The organism is Roseinatronobacter monicus (genome assembly GCF_006716865.1).
In the GTDB taxonomy this organism is placed as follows: domain Bacteria; phylum Pseudomonadota; class Alphaproteobacteria; order Rhodobacterales; family Rhodobacteraceae; genus Roseinatronobacter; species Roseinatronobacter monicus.
In genome coordinates, this window is sequence record NZ_VFPT01000001.1 from 2,449,037 (window position 1) to 2,464,049 (window position 15,013).

Annotated in this window: 12 protein-coding genes; 5 read left to right on the forward strand and 7 right to left on the reverse strand. The window is 54.2% G+C overall.

The features are described from left to right. Window positions 1-5: 5 nt before the first annotated feature. The 6 genes from BD293_RS11745 to BD293_RS11775 form a co-directional block, all read right to left on the reverse strand. Complete coding sequence (locus BD293_RS11745) at window positions 6-503, reverse strand: DUF4760 domain-containing protein (RefSeq protein ID WP_142081960.1); 498 nt, start codon at window positions 501-503, stop codon at window positions 6-8. Continuing rightward, entirely contained in the window at window positions 503-3,274 is a 2,772-nt protein-coding gene (locus BD293_RS11750) for a type ISP restriction/modification enzyme (RefSeq protein WP_246086280.1), read from the reverse strand. The genes BD293_RS11745 and BD293_RS11750 overlap by 1 nt, the downstream gene beginning before the upstream one ends. Before the next feature lie 433 nt (window positions 3,275-3,707). Continuing rightward, complete coding sequence (locus BD293_RS11755) at window positions 3,708-4,727, reverse strand: site-specific integrase (RefSeq protein WP_142081964.1); 1,020 nt, start codon at window positions 4,725-4,727, stop codon at window positions 3,708-3,710. Window positions 4,728-4,776: 49 nt separating this feature from the next. Beyond that, window positions 4,777-5,202, reverse strand: coding sequence for a helix-turn-helix domain-containing protein (locus tag BD293_RS11760; protein WP_142081966.1), 426 nt, complete (start codon window positions 5,200-5,202; stop codon window positions 4,777-4,779). A gap of 354 nt (window positions 5,203-5,556) precedes the next feature. Beyond that, window positions 5,557-6,576, reverse strand: a complete 1,020-nt coding sequence (locus tag BD293_RS11770) for a hypothetical protein (protein ID WP_142081970.1) — start codon at window positions 6,574-6,576, stop codon at window positions 5,557-5,559. Then, window positions 6,573-7,862, reverse strand: coding sequence for a tyrosine-type recombinase/integrase (locus BD293_RS11775; protein WP_142081972.1), 1,290 nt, complete (start codon window positions 7,860-7,862; stop codon window positions 6,573-6,575). Before BD293_RS11775 ends, BD293_RS11770 begins: the two co-directional genes overlap by 4 nt. Window positions 7,863-8,119: 257 nt before the next feature. On the opposite strand from BD293_RS11775, the gene BD293_RS11780 reads away from it, so the two are divergent. The 5 genes from BD293_RS11780 to BD293_RS11800 all read left to right on the forward strand — a co-directional run bounded on the left by BD293_RS11780 (window position 8,120) and on the right by BD293_RS11800 (window position 12,977). After that, complete coding sequence (locus BD293_RS11780) at window positions 8,120-9,670, forward strand: tyrosine-type recombinase/integrase (protein WP_142081974.1); 1,551 nt, start codon at window positions 8,120-8,122, stop codon at window positions 9,668-9,670. 426 nt (window positions 9,671-10,096) lie between these two features. Continuing rightward, window positions 10,097-10,366 (forward strand): hypothetical protein, encoded by a 270-nt coding sequence (locus BD293_RS11785; RefSeq protein WP_142081976.1) that lies wholly within the window; start codon window positions 10,097-10,099, stop codon window positions 10,364-10,366. A gap of 79 nt (window positions 10,367-10,445) precedes the next feature. Beyond that, window positions 10,446-10,787, forward strand: a complete 342-nt coding sequence (locus tag BD293_RS11790; RefSeq protein WP_142081978.1) for a hypothetical protein — start codon at window positions 10,446-10,448, stop codon at window positions 10,785-10,787. Continuing rightward, window positions 10,784-11,389 carry a hypothetical protein gene (locus tag BD293_RS11795; protein WP_142081980.1) on the forward strand — a complete coding sequence of 202 codons (606 nt, stop codon included), beginning with the start codon at window positions 10,784-10,786 and terminating at the stop codon, window positions 11,387-11,389. Before BD293_RS11790 ends, BD293_RS11795 begins: the two co-directional genes overlap by 4 nt. A 547-nt stretch (window positions 11,390-11,936) precedes the next feature. Beyond that, window positions 11,937-12,977, forward strand: coding sequence for an IS110 family RNA-guided transposase (locus BD293_RS11800; RefSeq protein ID WP_142079327.1), 1,041 nt, complete (start codon window positions 11,937-11,939; stop codon window positions 12,975-12,977). A 606-nt stretch (window positions 12,978-13,583) separates the two neighbouring features. On the opposite strand, the gene BD293_RS11805 is transcribed toward BD293_RS11800, so the two are convergent. Next, window positions 13,584-14,936 carry an IS1380 family transposase gene (locus tag BD293_RS11805; RefSeq protein WP_142081982.1) on the reverse strand — a complete coding sequence of 451 codons (1,353 nt, stop codon included), beginning with the start codon at window positions 14,934-14,936 and terminating at the stop codon, window positions 13,584-13,586. Between the last annotated feature and the right edge of the window lie 77 nt (window positions 14,937-15,013).

Sequence of the window (15,013 nt, forward strand, 5' to 3'; positions counted from 1 at the left end):
CTATCCTACGAATGCTGGATGTCACCGCGACGATGCTCAGTTGGGGATTCATCTTGCCGCAACCTCGCGACAACAGTATCAAATTCTGAGTAGAGCGTTGCTCTTCTCGACTGAGCCTGTGCGATGTATTGAGAGAAACGATTATGGTTTTTCATTAAGCCACCAGACATCATTCGTCTCAGAATGTCATAGTCAAAAACTCCAGCATTCACACCAGCACAAATTCTCTCCATCTCACTCAAGTATGACCGGATAATCAGAATATCCTCTTCTGTGTAGTCGCTGATATCAACCATCTTATCCATCCCGTGCCGTTTGTTGAAATCGTTCAGCGCATTTTTGTATCTGTCACTCACAGAATTTATGAACTCAAATGTAGATTGTTTCTTCCTTCTCTCATGATCGGCTCTTAGTGTTTTGTTTATCAGAAACGCCTGAAATACCAGCACAAGTAATACAAGAACCTGAATTACATCAGACACAGAAAAATCCATCATATCCATTACTCACTCAACTCCATTTCTATCGTTTTCATCACCCTGTCCGTCTCAGACAGAATTTTCAGGATGCGCTGGTAGTGCTTCACGTCGTCGAAGGTCAGCGCGCGGCCTTTGCGGTCTTTCAGCCATTTCTGGGCGGGTTGGTAGCCGCCGATGTAGAAGTCCCACGACACGGGCGGGGCAGCGTCGAAATATTGGGTGGGGTTGATCCAGATTTTGCCATCCTCATACCGGGGCTTTTCGACCGTGTTGTCACCGTCGCCCATGAAGGGGAACGGGGTCGGGCCGATGGTGGCGGGGTCCATCAGGTGAAGCTGGCGCAGGGTGTGGCCCTTGGCGGATACGTCCCAGAACTCGGCAGGCGTTTTGGGCCACGGGATGCGCGGGAAGTCGATTTTCAGGAACTCGGCATAGGTTGCGCGATAGGCGGGGCAATGCAGCACGCCATAGATGTAATCGAACACGGCCAGTTCGTCGGGCGTGCCGTGGTCTGGGTGCGTGGCCAGTTTGCGCAGCTTGGCATAGAGTTTCGGATCGAAATTGACGCGGCGGGTTTGATCGAGGTCTTGCTCGTCGGGGTAGAGGTAGAGGGGGGCAAATATTGATCCAGTTGTCGCCTCGCCACACTTCACGTCTGAGACATATGCTGAACAATAAAAATGATTCACGCCCTTTTTATTGCTTCGTGCCGTAATTAGCGCAATGTTCGAACGAAGCATATGCTTAGAAACATCCATTCTAGGCCATGACACCAGTGTGGGATGCAGTGCTATTTTTCTATTATCAAGCGGTCGAAACGCATACGGAACTATATGCTCAAGAATGTTCTTGGATGGAATCCGTAGCCTTTCAGTTTCCAGTTTCCAATCCCTTGTATCACCAGCTGGAAACTTTTTAGAAGTCTGAGAAAAATACTTTTTGCGTATAAAATCAGTTGAAATTCTTGGATCACTTATTTCCAATACCTTCTCTTGCAGTTCTGCAATGGATTCCGCCAAAGCAACTGAATCGCGAGATGTTTGTACTCCGGTAGTATTAAGCGGGAAAATATCGGGTATTGAAAAGCCCTCTTGATAAACTGGAATGCGTGAGCCTTTACCGTTGAACGAAAAATAAGGAGCTGTCGGTATGATCTTTTTCGACGAGTTCTCCTCAATGTTGAGAATCCCAAGTTGCTCATACTTTTCGATGCGACTTCCCCACATTTCTGAGAATGCAACTTCACAACCCTCTGTTGAAAATTTGCGCTTACAGGGCTTAATTTTCACGGCTATGATAATGGAGACACCCTGCTGAATATCGAATACGTTTTCGTCTCTGATGCCTTCTGGCGGAATTTCACCACGTTTTGAGTTTCCATGAAGGTCAAAGACGTGAATCTTGTCGAAGGTTTGCAAGAGATGCCAGCGCATTCCTCGAAAAGTAGGATTATCTAAATAGCCGTGGCTCGTAATGAAGCCCAAGACACCTTCACCGCTCTTTTCAATAAGGCTCTCCGATAGGCGAATGAATTTCACATAATCGTCGTGCAGTGAATGCTTGCGCTCGCCAAAATGAACGCCATCGACATATTTGTAATCGTCAATCAGCCGCGAAATGTATTCGCCCATATTCTGCGAAATGCCCGAATATGGCGGGTTCCCGATTACGCACATGATGGGCATGTCGCGCTTGATGGTGTTCGCGCCCTTCGCTTCTCGCGAAAGCCATTGGCTGAACAGCAGGTTCTGGGTGGCGGGTTCGCCTTCTTCCAGCGAATTGGTCAGATAGACCGACAGGCGCGGGGGCGTCTTGCTGGGCTTGTAGCCCATTTCGGTCAGGATCATATCGAGCTTCATGTGGCACATGGCATAGGACGCCATCAGCAACTCGAACCCATGCAGGCGGGGGATCAGGTCATTTTCGATATAGCCCGACCACATGCCGGGGGCGACGCCCTGAATTTTCGGCGCGATCTGCTTGATGACTTCGGCCAGAAAGGTGCCGGTGCCCGTGGCGGGGTCGAGTATCTGGACGCGGTGCACTTCTTTCTTGATGGTGACGGGTTTGCCCTTGTTGTCGGTCTGGCCCGTGTCCCAGTCGAGTGTGACCTTGGATGTATCGGCCAGACCATCGGGCAAGCCAAATTCGGTTTGCAGCACCTCGTCCACCGCGCGCACGATGAAATTGACCACGGGTTCGGGCGTGTACCAGACCCCGCGCGCCTTACGCTTGGCGGGGTTATAGGCGGCAAGGAAGGTTTCATAGAAATGCAGGAAAGGGTCTTGCTGGGCGGTCAGCTTGCCAAAGCCTGCCATGATCTTCTTGACGTTGGTGGCTTGGAAAACGGCGGCCAGATCGTCGATAATCCATGCAATGCGGTCGTCTAGGTCCACGCCCGCCACATAGCCAAACAGGCTGCGCAGGAAGGGGTTGGATTTGGGCAAGAGTTCAAGCGCCTCTTGCCTGCTGAACGTGTCGAGATGGGTGTCATGCAGGCGGGCGGCAAACATGCCATATGCGATGGTTTCGGCATAGATATCGGCAAAGTCTGCGGGTTCGATATCATGTATCAGGTGTTCCTTGAAGGCCAGGTATTGCCCCGTCAGTTCGGTTTGCAGGTCCGTGTCCGTGCGCAGGGCATTGAACAGCACATCCTTGATCAGAATGGCCTTGCCCGCCATACGCTCGGCCAGATCGCGCGGGCTGGTGATGGTTTGCGGGCGCTGTGCAATGAAGTCACGCAGCAGGTTTTCAAGCTGGGCGTAGTTGTCGGGGTTGGGCTGGATGCCCATGAGATAGTCGCCAATCCTGACCGAAGCGACCCGTTCACCGTTGCGGTAGAAATCCCAGTCAAGGCAGTTGGTGTAGATCAGGTTGGCCAGACCTTTGACGTAGCGGTCCTTCTGGCGCTTGTTGGCGTCCTTCATGGCGCGGATGTCGATGTCGATATCCTTGGCCTCTAGGTGGCCAATGGCGATATTGTCGCGCAGGATGATGAAATCGGGCGCGCCGACCTCTGACCGGGCGGGGTCGTTGACGGGTTTCAGATCATCGCCCAAGGCTTTCAGCAGGTCATGCAGCGCGGGCCGGTAGGCATGTTCGCGGGCAATGCCGGTTTTGTGGACGTCCTGCACGCGGGTAATGAAGTCTGAAATCAATGTCATGGAATCCCCTAAGTTGTGATCAGACTAGGCAAAGAGGACGCCATGTGGAAGGGGTTTCCCGCTACACCATGCCTCGGATCAACTCGCCTTGGCGCGATGGCGACACAGGGCAGTAGGCGCTGAGTGTGGTAGCAATGTTCTCATGGCCAAGATTCATTGACCAAGCCTTGAATTGCTCTGGCGTCTTGCAATGGTCATTGGCCAGCAGACCCAGCGTTTTGCGGAAGCTATGCGGGGCGAAGGGGGGCAAGCCTGCATTGATGAAGGCGTCCTTGATGACGGTGCGCAGTTTGCCCGCGTTGCTGTAGGTGTCGCGCAACAGGCCTAGGGCGGCAAATGATCCATCCTTGAGGCCCATCAGTGGCTTGGGAAACAAGGCATCATTCGGGCCGAAAAGTTCCTCTTTGCGCAGGTAGTCCACCCAGTCGCGGAAGGCGTGCAAATACACATCATCGACCGGGAAAAACCATGTCGTGAAGGTCTTTGAAAACTTGGTCTTCACGTCGCGGGCATCCTGATAGACGCAACCCTGTACCAGATCGACGTGTTTCAGGCGCATGGACGCAATCGCCCCATCCCGTGCGCCGGTCAGCATCAGGAAGGCAAAGAGCGCCCTGTCACGCCGTTGCAGGGGCGTGGCGCTGGGCATCTGGGCGAAGGCATGGCGGCATTGCTCTGGCGTCGGACCGGGCGTGTCGCGGGCTGTGTGGGCAATGCGGGCGTCCTTGGCGTTCAGGTTGAAATACTCGGCATCCGCATAGGCGATGCGCGACTTGTAGCCGGGTTGTCCTGCCAACCAGTGAATGAACGCCTTGACCATGCGCAGGGTGCTATCGACCGTAGCCTTGGACAGCGGCGCGCCGGTGCGGGCGTTCTTTTCATTCGACAGGCGATTCTTGAACGTGATGGCCTGCTCGATGTGAAACCGCTTGAAGGGCTTGTAGCTGGTGCTGCGTTCAAAGCGCAGGATGGCTTCGGCGGCCTTGTCCACTGTGGCCATGTCGGCGCGTTTGGCTTCGCGCAGGAATTGCGTGTAGCGGCGCTTGATCCGCTCGTTTTCTTCATTGAATTTCCGGGCCATTGTTCATCCTTTCCGAAGTGATGGTTCAAGAGGGGTTCAGTGGGTTCCTTTAGGCTTGCCGCCCCTCTTTGATGGCGATCTCGAAAATCCGGCTGAATTGGTCGATCTTGGTCTGGCTGATAATGCGGTTGCAGGTGCCGCCGCACACCTCGCAAAGCCCCAACAGGCGGGCGGTCTTCGGGGTCTGGGGGATACAATCGACCATCAGGCCCATCGGGGTGCGTCCAGCCTTGCAACTGAGGCAATAGAGTTGATCGGCCTGCAATGGCGCTTTCGCGGCCTTGGCGCGGCCTTCGAGAAAGCCGCGCAGCGCACCCCCAAGGATCAGGAAGGGGCGCTGCGACTTCATCAGGGGCAAGCCGGATTTCACCCAACTGCGAATGGTGCCGATGGACACGCCCAGCGCAATGGCCGCTTCCTCGACCGTATAGGTGCGCGCGGCCTTGATCGCGCGGGGGTTTGGGCGCTTTGCCATGCTACACCTACCAGCGACCTATGCGCGCCTGCCTCAAAGTTTCGGCTGGGATGCCGCTTTTGCAGCTTCCCATGCCTCTATTTCAGACAGTTTCCACCGACTGCATCCGGGGCTTAGTTTGACCGGCTTGGGAAAGTCTGGCCATCTGCGGTGGGTCAAATGGTGCGTATTATACCGCGCAGCAATCTGGCGGTCTGATAGGTAGATTTCGGGTTTTTGCAGTTGCATGATATGCGCTCCATACTCTGTGTATGGGATGCATCATTGCGCAATTGAACGGTAAAGAGGATATTCAAAATCAGGCGCTTAGGCGAATAGCAAAAACACGGGATATGCCTATGGGGTTTGCTGAAATCACCGAAACCCCTTAGGGGGTTCGCTCCCGAAAATGGCCTGATATCGCTTTTGCATTTCGGGCAAGACTCCCTCGTCACCACGCCGGATTTCGCCAAGATACTCGTTCACCTGTCCTTTGCCTTGCCTCCACAAACCCGGATTGTCGTTTATGCAATCTTCCAAGGCTACCTTCGCCAGTTGCTCTGGGCCAAATCGAACAATGTCAGGACTTCGCGATACAAGAGCTTCCATCTTATTAAGTAGCTCAGAACGGCGACTGTCGCGCTGTTCACGGGACTTTTCTCCAGCCGCCACTTCCCTCTTTTTCTTAATGGCTTCTGCTTTTACGCCTAGTAGCGCCAGCGGTTCAATTTCGTTCTTAAAAGCATATTCACTAAAATTGCGACCGATTGAATAGCCTAGCTCAATTGCATCAAATACCCAATCTTGCAATGTTCCCAATTCTTCGCCATCAGATTCTTGGGGTTCAACAGACACATCAGAGCAAGTTTCTTCAGCATCCCACTGTTCAGCTTCGGACAGGAGCTCGTCCCTTAGCCTTAAAAGTTTTGCTAAGTTAGAGAGCAGCACCATATTCGCAAAATTTTCTTCTCCTACCTTTTCTACACAGCTTGAGCAGGCGCATTCTATAACCTTTGCTTCTGAATAAGTACTTCCTAAATTCCTTAAAACTTCGCGCTCTATGATTAGTCGCTCATTCCTTGAGTCATACATTTCACCTAGCACAAAGTGACTTTTTAGTTCGCTAAGGCTGTCAAACGACTCAAAATCTTCTCTAGAAAGCAACCAGCGAATTTTGAACAACCCGTTTATTCTTGTCACTATCACAAGTTCAGCAGTGCACCCTTCATCAGCACACGCGCAACGCGTCGGCTCAATTATTACGTGATAGGGGTTGTAGCGTTGCGAAAGCCGCAAGGGGCCATGCGCAGCAACCTCACGCTGAATTAGTTCAAAATCAATCGGTGCATCAATATCAACAATACTGGGCACCTTCTCGCCGTTCAACTCCATCACCCAAGCCTCACAACTTTACCGCCCCTGACCTTGCCGCCCATGAAATCCGCCCAATCGGCCATCATGCGCCTGCGTTTCTCAATCATGTCGCCGCGCCTGTAACTGGCCTCCACCGCGTTGCTGATTTTGTGCGCTAGCGCCACTTCTGCCATGTCGCCCGGATAGCTGGTCATTTCCGCCGCCCAATCCCGAAATGTCGAGCGCAAGCCATGCGGCACTGCTGGCCGTTTGGATACGCGGTCAAGATAACCTGCACCGCCTTGGGAAATGTCTGATTCGTGCATCCGCTTCATGGTGGCCGATAGCGTCATGTCCGACAACTGCCCACCGCGCGCGGCTGGAAACACAAGCGGGTTGCCCTCCATCTTGGGAAGCGCGCGCAGCATTTCGACCGCGCGCGGCGATAGGGGCACGCGGTGTTCGCGGTCCATCTTCATGCGCGCAGCCGGGATAATCCAGAGCGCCTTGTCCAAGTCGATTTCATCCCAAAGCGCGCCCCTGACCTCTTGCGACCTTGTGGCGGTCAGGGCGGCAAGTTCCAGCGCCCGCGCGCCAAAGCCTTCGCGGGTCTGTAGGGCGGCATACCAGCGCGGCGCATCCTCCAGCGCCAAGGCGGGGTGGTTGCCCTCGTTTGCGACCTTGGACGGGGGCGGCAACAGTTCTTTCAGGTTGCCCGCCCAGCGCGCCGGGTTGTCGCCGGTCCTGTGGCCTGCGACCGTGGCCCAGCTTAGAACAGCCTCAATGCGACCGCGAAGGCGTGACGCGGTTTCGGTCTTGTCCATCCAGATGGGTTTCAACACGCGCAAGATATCCTGCGTGCCAATATCCTGCACCAGCATCTTGCCCAGATCGGGAATGGCATAGGTGGCAAGGGTGTTTTCCCATTGCTGGCGGTGCTTGGGGTTCTTGAAGGCGTCCAGCTTTGCGGCAAGCGCGCGGTCCACTGCATCGGCAAAGGTCAGGCCACGGCGCTGGGCCGCTATCAGCGCGGCCTTGATGGCCTTGCGTTCCTCTACAGGGTCAATGCCGCGTTCTATCTTGTCGCGCGCCTCGCGGGCCTTGTCGCGCGCCTGCGATAGCGTGACAGTCGGGAAACTGCCCAAGCCTAAATCGCGGCGCAATTTGCCCACCTTGACGCGCAACACCCAAGAGCGCCCGCCCTTCGGTGTGACTTGCAGGTAAAGCCCGGTCACGCCACCCACTGAGAACAGGACATTGCGCTTGCCACCGGGATGGGCCAGCCGCTTCACGTCGAGCGCGGTCAGTTCTTCGGCAATCTTCGGCATCCAATCTATCCCACATCAAGCCCCACATCTGAAATGTAGCTGGATGCATCGGATTGCGCAAGGTTGCATAGGCGCGATGTGGGGTAAAGCCAATGAAAAAAGGCGATTTTGGTCAATCAAGCATATGATTGCAAGCGATAATAAACGCTACATGGCGGGCTCTCTCTCCGCCATCACCCCTTGTAGCACCATGCAACCCTTATTTTATTGACTATTTCCTGTTTGGACACCATTCTAATCACCAGATTGGACACCAAATGCATTCTCTCCGTAGGGCGTATGCCCCCTTCAGGCTTCAGAAGATCAAGGGCAAGTTCTATCTGTCTGTGTCAGCACCCAAAGAAATTGCACACTTTTACAGGGAAGGGCGCGTAAGAAGATCGACCGGAATCAGCGATAGGAAGCTAGCAGAACTTAGGGCGCAAGAGATTGTTCCCGCTATCTACCGTGAGTTCGATGAAAAGTATGACCAGCTAGACCCCTTTGTAGAGGGCCTGAGACACCTGCTAGAGCGTGAAGGCGTCGATGTAGGGCGATGGTATCGAGAAGGGCAGATCAGCCTCACAGTGACAGGATCACGCACCAGAGGGGCAGCGCTTGGCCATCCCACTACAAAGGAAATTAACGGTCAGACTGTTCACCCGAAAGAAAGCTGGGTAGCGAAGGATCATTTCAATCTTGCTGGGATCGTCACGGGTCTAGGCTATGCTGTCCCTACTGCTTTGTTGGGCTATGTGTCCCCTGAGACAAAAGAACGGATCATCAGCGCTACAGAACCCAAGGGCATTGACCCCATTAAGGCGATTCAATTCTACAAAGATCACCCAGAGTTTTCCGACTCAGCCATTGGCAGACAGTTTCTTGAAGCAGCGAGCAAGCCTAGACAGATCGTCAAGACAGACCAGAACACAGATCAAAGCACGACACCGCTGTTTTCAGACTGGGCCAAGCTATACATTACCAACAAGCAACCTTCGGACAGCATGGACGTGCACAGAAAGCGAGTCATGGCCTGCGAGAAATTTGTAGAAGTCTGTGGGGATAAGCCTTTGCAGGAATACGACAAGATTCACGCTATTGATCTTGCCAAGGCTATGGACAGCGAGGGGAAGGGCAACAAGACGATTCAGAATTACTATTCATACATGCGCCAAGCCTTCGAGTTTGCAGCGACACAGCGAGGGGCAGATGGCAAAGTAGTTCTAGCGACACACCCCTTTCACAGTGTCAATCTGGCAGAGTATGGGAAGAAATCGCGGTCCTACAGCCCTTTCACGACAGAAGAACTTCATACGCTATTCAGTCAGAAAATGTTGCCACAAGACAGGTTGATATTGTCGATCCTGATCACCACAGGAATGCGTTTAGATGAAGCCGCCCTTCTCACTTGGGAACAGATCAGAGAGCATGACGGGATTCTGTGCTTTGATCTAACTGGGCAAGACGTGAGGGTGAAAAATGACGGATCAAGACGCCGCGTCCCTGTCCCTATAGTCATCAAAGATAGGTTTAAGGATCGCAAGACTGGCAGGCTTTTCAGCTACAGGATGCACGATGGTAAGGCAGAGACAGCAGCATCCAAAGCCCTGATGAAGATCGTGCGCAAGGTGGCTAGCGACAAAACCAAGGTTGTTCACTCGCTAAGGGGTAACTTCAAAGACTTGCTGCGTGACAAAGGCGTTCCAAAGGAAATTAACGATTACATTACAGGACACCACCAAGGCGATGTTGCGGGTCAGTATGGGTCTGGGCCATCCCTACGAAGAAGGCTTGATATGATAGCCTTGATAGAGCACCCTTGGCTGTAGGGTCTAAGGGCGTCATACGCTGCAATTAAACGACGATTCAGGGGCCATGTAAGGCTTATACTACCTCACCCCCCCACAAAAGAGAGATGCCCCTAAAAACGGCTCTCTAGGCCACACAGACGGGAATGCCTGAAAGCCCTGCTAACAGCTACTCCAGAGCGCTCCCCTCGGAATTCTGTTGACACATCGGACATAGATGACAGGTTAGGGGTGTTGCGCTGCCGAAGAGTCAGGGGCGGTCGTTTAATTGCTTTTCATCGGTTGCCCCTGACATTCACCCTGCGCCATAGGTAGGGATCGTCTCACACCTTCATTTTAGCGCGATTCAGGGGGCATCTAAGGTTTCGACTGCCTACCCCCACCCCCACAAGGCAGAGATAGCTCTTAAAACGGCTCTCTAGGCCAGACAGAAAGGATTTAGCATTAATGACAACTCAGTATGGTGCAGCGAGAAGTTTGATCTTAATTGTTTTGATTGCGAGTTTGATTGCCAGCGGATTGATCGCTATTGCTGGATTGATGTCTATAAGTGATTTTGGCGCTTTTAGCTTTCTTATGATTGCAGGGGGGATTTTGCTGTGGCTAGTATCTTTCGCAATCTATGAATTCTTCAAAGCGTTCCTCGACCTTGTAGACAACTCACAAACAATCAAAGATCAGCTACGAGAGACCAACAAGCTACTTAGTGAGAAGTGATTACTTCAGCTCCCCTAAGAGAAGATAGACGAGCCAAAAAAGAACATCTAAACATAGCAGAAGAAGGGTAGTCACCAACATGGTCGCAAATAAAAGTGCAGCAAGAATTCTAATTTTAATCTCGCTGATTGTGAACTTACTGGTGGCAGCTCTAATCACTGTAGTTGGGCTAATGATTGCAAGCTCTCTCGGTGCTGCTAATGAAATTGTTTGGAACTGGAATACGCATAGGCAAATTGAATTAAGGTTTTCAAGTGGCCTTGTTGCGGTCTTGGTTATTTTTGTTAGCTCCGTCTTTGCGCTGTCCTCAGTTGTAACGTATAAACTTCATAGGGCCTTGCTCGAAATGGTTGACAACTCACACTCAATTAAAGATCAGCTACGAGATGCCAACAAGCTACTGAAAGAGAGGGCAAGTTGAAGTCACTATTTAAGTGGTTTTCAAATGAACCAAAGCCATTCACAATTATTGAGCCTACATATGAATGGGAAGGCAACAAGGGCCGCTCACCTTCGGGTCAGTTCAACCTACATATGTTTGACAAAGTAATTTCGGAAACATTCTTAACGTTTGAACGGCATGAAGCCTACCCCTTAAGAACACTGAGGTTTGCTGCATATTCGTTTATGCTCGATCAGCCTATTTCATACGTAAAATCAAAAGAGGGCTTTAATTTTTGGTTTGAGAATAAATCTAGCTTACCAGATGCACAGTTGAAGAGTGAACTTTCTTCTAAAAATTTGAGTGAAAATGCTTTCAAGGATATGAATGAATGGCTGCCCATGTATGCCGTGGGTAAGGTTCGATCAGAAGTAGCTTCTGTGCCGTTCTCTGGGGGTGTAATTGATGTTAATGAGAAGAAGCGTAGAGCAAAGAGGTTTCTTAGAACATTTGGGCAGCTATTCCTGTCTGATGCTTCATCTACGATGTGGGCAGAGGTTGATGGCGATCAACCCAATTCCACACTTCATCAGGATCCCAACCTGTGCCACCCCTTGCGGCCCATTCCGCGAAATCTCTGATCCTGTCCTCCGTCAGCGAGATAAGATCAGTTCCGCGTGGAATAGCAGCGAGCGGCCGATCAGGAATGTAGTCGAGAGGCATATCAAACGGCAGACGCGTCAAGCGCAGCGAAATTGCATCGAGAATTTCTTGGTCCGGAAGACAGATACCATGAGCCTGGAATGCTTGGATTATGCACTGTTTATCAACCGGCGCAGAACTGGGTTTGTAGGCAGTGATCAATGCCGTCTGAAGCGCACGCCACCCTTTTTGAGAATCTAAACCGACATTCCCCAAGTGGCCTGCCGTCTGACGTCAAGATCGCCTGATTGCGCCAGTTGATCAAGCGTTTTTCGTCCCGAGCGGCGTCTGCGGTCGCGCAAACGCCTGGAGTTGGGCGGATCGGGCCAGGAGATACCGTATTGGGGCTCGGCACGAATCACGGCCGTTGTGAATTGAAATCCGAGGTTGATTGATGTGTCGTTGCCCTTGGCACGCTGGGCTGCGTGTCAACGGGGTCGTGCTGTGAAGCGCGCCCCAAGATATCCAATACGAAAGGGCAACGACATGGATTTGTATATCGGTTTAGACGTCTCTCTTGCAAGCACCGCGATTTGCGTGGTGTCCGCGCAGGGCAAGGTGGTGAAAGAAACGGCCGCGCCGAGCGAACCCGAAGATCTGGTGAGGGTCTTGCGTGGCCTGCCCGGGCGCGTCGTTGGGGTAGGGCTTGAAGCTGGGCCATTGTCGCAATGGCTGTATCAGCATTTGACCGAGGCTGGCTTTGCCACCGTTTTGATGGAAACTCGGCAGGTGAAGGGTGCGCTGAAGGCGATGCCGATCAAAACAGACCGGCGCGACGCCGAAGGGATTGCGCGGCTCTTGCAGATGGGGTGGTTCCGATCGGTTCATTGCAAATCCCTGTCGGCACAGGAAATGCGCGCGCTGCTGTCTTCGCGCAAGGCAATCCAGCAAGCGACCCTCTCGCTTGAGCTGTCGATCCGTGGAGTGCTGCGCAACTTCGGACTGAAGATGGGACAGGTGGCCAAGGGGCGGTTTGAACAGCGGGTGCTGGAGCTGGCCGAGGGCAATCCTATGCTGGAAGCTGCCGCGACCCCGATCCTGAGTGCGCGCCGTGCCCTGCGTCAGGAGCTGGCAGGGATGGAGAAGTTGCTGCGTGATCATGCCAAATCGGATCGCGTCTGCCGTCAGTTGATGACCATGCCAGGCGTTGGTTACCGCGTGGCTCTGACGGTCAAGGCAGCGATTGATGACCCTGAACGATTTCGATCTTCCAGAGACGTTGGTCCCTGGGTTGGCCTGACGCCACGCCGCGAGCAATCCGGTGAACGCGATATCATTGGCGAGATCTCACGGGCGGGCGATGCGGGGCTGCGCACGGCGCTTTATCAAGCGGCAACGGTGATGTTGCATAGCGGGCGCCCCAATTGGCTGAGTGCCTGGGCTTGGAATGTCGCCAAACGGCGCGGAAAGAAGCGCGCGACAGTTGCGCTGGCGCGTCGGATCGGGGTGGTTCTGCACCGCATGTGGCGAGACAACGCTGAATTTCGCTACACCCGCTCTGATGCTGTGGCGGCCACCACAGCATAGGCTGTGAAAAACCGCACCCCCATTCACATCAGAGTTCTGAAGCAAAAGGAGAGATAGGCCGCGCCTGACGGCGATGGCTCACCGAGGTCCCCAAGCCGGGACGCGGTTCCCGATGATGCCGACTGTGGGCTAGTCACCAGATAACCATCTGAGTGCGCCTAGGAGATAGGCACGCGGGAACCGTTCTTGGACTGGGTATAATGTAGCGGCCACAGCGCTGACTACGGATGGAAGCACATTCCGGTGCGGGATATTTCGGTGATGCTGATGCGCGCAAAACAAGGCCAAACACACAGCTTCTTCAAACTACAGGGGCGCCGCGGCTCCTATCCCCGGGGCGTTCACCGCTGCGATAGATGGATGTCTTCGCGCTGAACGCCCCTCGCCGTGGTTCTCCTGCAATGATCCCGATCCGCAGGATCGGCCAATCGATGACACCCTCGCAGCCAACAGCTCAGCCGGGGGCGAGACTTTTTGTGAAAATATCTCTTGATAACACCCGCCCCAATATGGAAGCCCGCAGCATCCCGGCTCGGCGGCGACGTTTTTCAGCGCGGTGGACGGACCTGTCCTGCCGCTTTCGTTCAGTTTGGGTCCGGATCGCGGTCATGCGCATAGCGGTGGCGCTCGCAATCGGCGGATGGCGGCAAGGATGGCGCGCACCATTGGGCCAGTCACCGCGACCTCGGCCAGTTGGAAGGTGATGGCGCGGGCGTGGCGGACGACACGCGCCCCGATCTTGATCAGCTTCAGTTGCAGGCTGGTCAATGACCAGTCGGCCATGGCCTCGGGCAGCTCGATGCAGCGCAGGAAGGTTGCCAGATTGTAAGCCAGCGCGTGCAATTGCAGCCGCACCTCGTTGTCGCGGAACTTCCGGCATGACAGCCGCGTCCAGTGGAAGGCGTATTTGCCCTCCTTGATATGCTGCTCGGCCGTGCCGCGCTGGTTGTAGAACCGAACCACCCAATCCGGTTCCATCGGCAAGTTGGTGACGATGAAGCCAACACGCGGGAACAGCTCGCCTGGGTGCCATTCGATCTTGGCAATCACGCGGCGCTCCTTGTCCCAGGACGCGGCCTGATAGTGGAAATCCTCAAAGAACCGCTTCACCTTGGTCAGCGAAGGCCGCCCTACGGGCCGGTTCAGCCGATGCGCGATCTTCTCGCGCAGGACGCTGTTGGCGGGTAGTCGGATGGCGTAGAAATAGCCTACTTCTTCCAGCCGCGCATAGATCGCGGGGTTCGCATAGGCGGCATCGGCGCGGAATAAGCGCATGATGTCGCGCTTGGCATATCGGGCGATGACGGGGTCGAGGACGTCCCGCCAGCCATCAGCACTATGGACGTTGCCATTGCGTAGGGCGCAGCGTTCCAGCATCCCGAACTGGTTGAACAGAAAGTTCGGATGATAGCAGGTGCAGTCGAAATGCCCGTTCCAGGCGGAACCTTCCTGATCGCCGTGGGTGGGGCTGACCGAGCTGTCCATGTCCAGCACGATGAACTTCAGCCCGTTGCGGTCATGAAACCGGTCGATCCACTGGCCGTTCAGGTCGGCCAGTGCCGCCCGGTTCTCGGGCAAGGCCAGCGTCTCGGTCTCGAACCGCCCCATCTGTGAGGCCGAGGCCGCTTGCGCATCGACAGCCCGACCACCAACAACCTGACGCATCACGGGATCGAGCGCGAGACGGTCGGCATCGTTGACGTCCTCGTATCCGGCCAGCCGCCCGAACACTGACTGCCGGAACAGCCCGTCGAGCCGATGGACGGTGTTCTTGCCGGTGCGGTTGTCGCACAGCGCCGCAGACGCGAGGCCAGACAGCCCGAGCGCGTCATCCAGCTCGCGCATCACCAGAAGGCCACCGTCGGAGCTGAGCTGAGTGCCGCGAAATTCCAGTCGCACGCGAGGGTCGAAATCCACCCGATCTGCTCGCTGCAAGCCCGCACCCTCTGGGTGATCCATAAAACTCGCCCCCTGCATCCATCAACACCATGATTTATATAAGAAATACCATGGTTAGGACAGCAAAATCATAGATT

Excerpts from the sequence above, each read along its gene's own strand:
- BD293_RS11745 (WP_142081960.1), bottom strand. The coding sequence starts at position 503 with ATGGATATGATGGATTTTTCTGTGTCTGATGTAATTCAGGTTCTTGTA.
- BD293_RS11750 (WP_246086280.1), bottom strand. The coding sequence starts at position 3,274 with ATGGGCATCCAGCCCAACCCCGACAACTACGCCCAGCTTGAAAACCTG.
- BD293_RS11755 (WP_142081964.1), bottom strand. The coding sequence starts at position 4,727 with ATGGCCCGGAAATTCAATGAAGAAAACGAGCGGATCAAGCGCCGCTAC.
- BD293_RS11760 (WP_142081966.1), bottom strand. The coding sequence starts at position 5,202 with ATGGCAAAGCGCCCAAACCCCCGCGCGATCAAGGCCGCGCGCACCTAT.
- BD293_RS11775 (WP_142081972.1), bottom strand. The coding sequence starts at position 7,862 with ATGCCGAAGATTGCCGAAGAACTGACCGCGCTCGACGTGAAGCGGCTG.
- BD293_RS11780 (WP_142081974.1), top strand. The coding sequence starts at position 8,120 with ATGCATTCTCTCCGTAGGGCGTATGCCCCCTTCAGGCTTCAGAAGATC.
- BD293_RS11785 (WP_142081976.1), top strand. The coding sequence starts at position 10,097 with ATGACAACTCAGTATGGTGCAGCGAGAAGTTTGATCTTAATTGTTTTG.
- BD293_RS11790 (WP_142081978.1), top strand. The coding sequence starts at position 10,446 with ATGGTCGCAAATAAAAGTGCAGCAAGAATTCTAATTTTAATCTCGCTG.
- BD293_RS11800 (WP_142079327.1), top strand. The coding sequence starts at position 11,937 with ATGGATTTGTATATCGGTTTAGACGTCTCTCTTGCAAGCACCGCGATT.
- BD293_RS11805 (WP_142081982.1), bottom strand. The coding sequence starts at position 14,936 with ATGGATCACCCAGAGGGTGCGGGCTTGCAGCGAGCAGATCGGGTGGAT.